The 2193-nt window shown below is 67.7% G+C and carries 2 protein-coding genes and 1 pseudogene; 1 reads left to right on the top strand and 2 read right to left on the bottom strand.

Going from position 1 to position 2193, the window contains the following annotated elements; all coding sequences use genetic code 11:
• Positions 1-680 (bottom strand): annotated as a pseudogene (locus DBR34_RS03380) (heat-shock protein Hsp70); the annotation flags it as partial.
• Positions 681-795: 115 nt separating this feature from the next.
• Here DBR34_RS03380 and DBR34_RS03375 point away from each other — a divergent pair.
• Positions 796-1131 (top strand): zinc ribbon domain-containing protein YjdM, encoded by a 336-nt coding sequence (locus DBR34_RS03375; protein WP_128095696.1) that lies wholly within the window; start codon positions 796-798, stop codon positions 1129-1131.
• A 7-nt stretch (positions 1132-1138) separates the two neighbouring features.
• Here the strand turns inward: DBR34_RS03375 and DBR34_RS03370 are convergent, their stop codons facing one another.
• Complete coding sequence (locus tag DBR34_RS03370) at positions 1139-2149, bottom strand: tetratricopeptide repeat protein (RefSeq protein WP_258223638.1); 1011 nt, start codon at positions 2147-2149, stop codon at positions 1139-1141.
• Positions 2150-2193 lie beyond the last annotated feature (44 nt).

The following is a 2193-nucleotide window of genomic DNA, read 5'->3' as shown; positions in this document are numbered from 1 at the left end:
GCGTGGTAGTGCATCGCCGCCGCGGCCGGCTCCTCCAGGAAATCCACATCGTCGAAGCCCGCCGCGATCGCCGCGCTGTGCAGGATCTCCAGCGCCTGGTCATTGCCGGCCGCGCCGATCGAACTGCGGAACTGCACCGGCCGTCCCAGCGTCGCCGTGCGCACCGGGCGGTCCAGCTGGCGCGAGGCGGTCAGGCGGATGTGTTCCAGAATGTGCGTGGCGATACCGGTAATGGTCTGGCGCGCGCGCGGATGCAGGTTGTAGCCCAGCATCGACTTCGGGCTCTGCACCAGGTTGCCCTCGTTCTCTTCGAAATAGGCTTCCAGCGCCTCATCGCCATACACCGCGTTCTGCAGCAGCTTGGTCGAGGTCAGCGGCGCGCGCATCTGCTCTTCCATCCACTGCCGGCGCACCACGCGCAGCGCTTCGCGGCGCAGCGCGTCGTGGGCGCGCTCCTGGCCGGCCGCACGTGCATCGCGCGCCGCGGCGTCGATCAGCCGGGCCAGCTCGTGTTCCAGCGCCGGGGTCAGCTCGAAGTCGTTCGGGTCGCGCATCACTTCCGGGAAATACACCGTGGTGCGGAACTGCTCGGCCTGGCCGAACTGGATCGGCACGACCCTCCCGTCCACCACCGCGGCGGCGGCGGAGTTGCTGGTACCAAAGTCGATGCCGATTTTCATGCGGGGCCGGGCCGGAGGTCAGGGGGCGCGCACTGTGCGGCAAGCGGGCCAGCGGTGCAAGGGCCGGAAGGCGGGCGGTTACAATGGGGGTTGTTCAGTTTCCGAAGGCTTCACCATGTCGACCGCTCCCGCCTGCCCGCAATGCACCCTGGAAAACACCTACGCCGATGGCGCGCTGTGGATCTGCGCCGACTGCGGGCATGAGTGGACCGCCGCCGAGGCCAGCACCGGGGGCGTCGTAGTGCGCGACAGCAACGGCAACGTCCTGGCCGGGGGCGACACCGTCACCGTGATCAAGGACCTGAAGGTGAAGGGCTCCTCCATCCCGCTCAAGCAGGGCACGGTGATCCGCAACATCCGCCTGGTCGAGGACGATGCCGAGCATATCGAAGGCAACTCGGACAAGATCAAGGGCCTGGTGCTGAAGACCTGCTTCCTCAAGAAGGCCTGAGCCGGGCTCAGTTGATCGCCGCGGTGCCTTGCCGCAGGCGGTGCAGGCTGTCCAGTTTGGCCTGGTACTGCGCCTTGAGAAAACCGGCGTTGGGGCTGGCCAGGTCGCGCGCCTTGGACATTTCCACCGAGGCGCGACGGTTGTCGCCGGCCAGGAAATAGGCGCGCGCCAGTCCGAAATGGAACTGGTGCGCGGTGCCATACAGGCTGATCGCGCGGCGGTAGGCTCGGATCGCGTCGGCATAGTCCCGGCGCTGCTCGGCCTCGTTGCCCAGGCGGAACTGCACGAACGGATCGTTGCGCTGCACCTGCTGCAGGCGCCTGGCCAGCAGGCCGGCCTGGCGGGTGTCGCCCAGCCGGCGGTACAGCGCGCTGGCGTTGGTCAGGCTGGCGATATTGCGCGGCTTGATCCCCAGTGCGGTGCGGTAATCGCGCTCGGCATCGGCCAGGTTGCCACTGCGGGCATCCAGCACGCCAAGGTTGTTCCAGCCGGCCACGAAGGCCGGGTCCTGCGCCAGCGCGGCCTGGAAATAGGCACGTGCCTGCACCAGGTCGCCCTCGCTCATGCGCATGGCGCCACGGTTGTTGTAGAAGTGCGCCAAGGCACGCGACGGGTCGATCTGCTGCGGGCCGTAGCGGTCGTAGAGCACGTTGCGGTCCAGGTCCACCACCGCGATGCGCCCGTCCAGGTTCACCCCGGCGTTGACATGCCCGATGTTGTAGATGGCGCCCTGGTCTTCATACCAGGTGACCACCTGGGCGACCTCCTGCACACGCGCGTCGATACCGGCCGCGCGCGCCAGCGTTACAAACAGCAGGGTGAAGGACAGGCAGTTGGCACGCCGGTTCTGCCAGGTTTCGGTCAGGGTCTGGGTGGCATACGGGTCGTAGGCCAGGTGCATGGCGTCCTCGTCGAAGATCATGTGCACCAGCCGCTGCACGCGCTGCTCGCGCGAGTAGACCGGCGCGATCACCCGTTGTTTCAGCAGTGCCTGCAGCTCAGGCGGTATCGCCAGGATCTGTTCGGGCGTGGGCGGGGGGTCGGCGGTCCACGCTTCGGGCA

The organism is Stenotrophomonas sp. HMWF003 (assembly GCF_003061285.1).
Lineage (GTDB): Bacteria > Pseudomonadota > Gammaproteobacteria > Xanthomonadales > Xanthomonadaceae > Stenotrophomonas > Stenotrophomonas maltophilia_AP.
The sequence above is the reverse complement of the archived record's forward strand: the minus strand, read 5'-3'. Positions and strand labels throughout refer to the sequence as shown.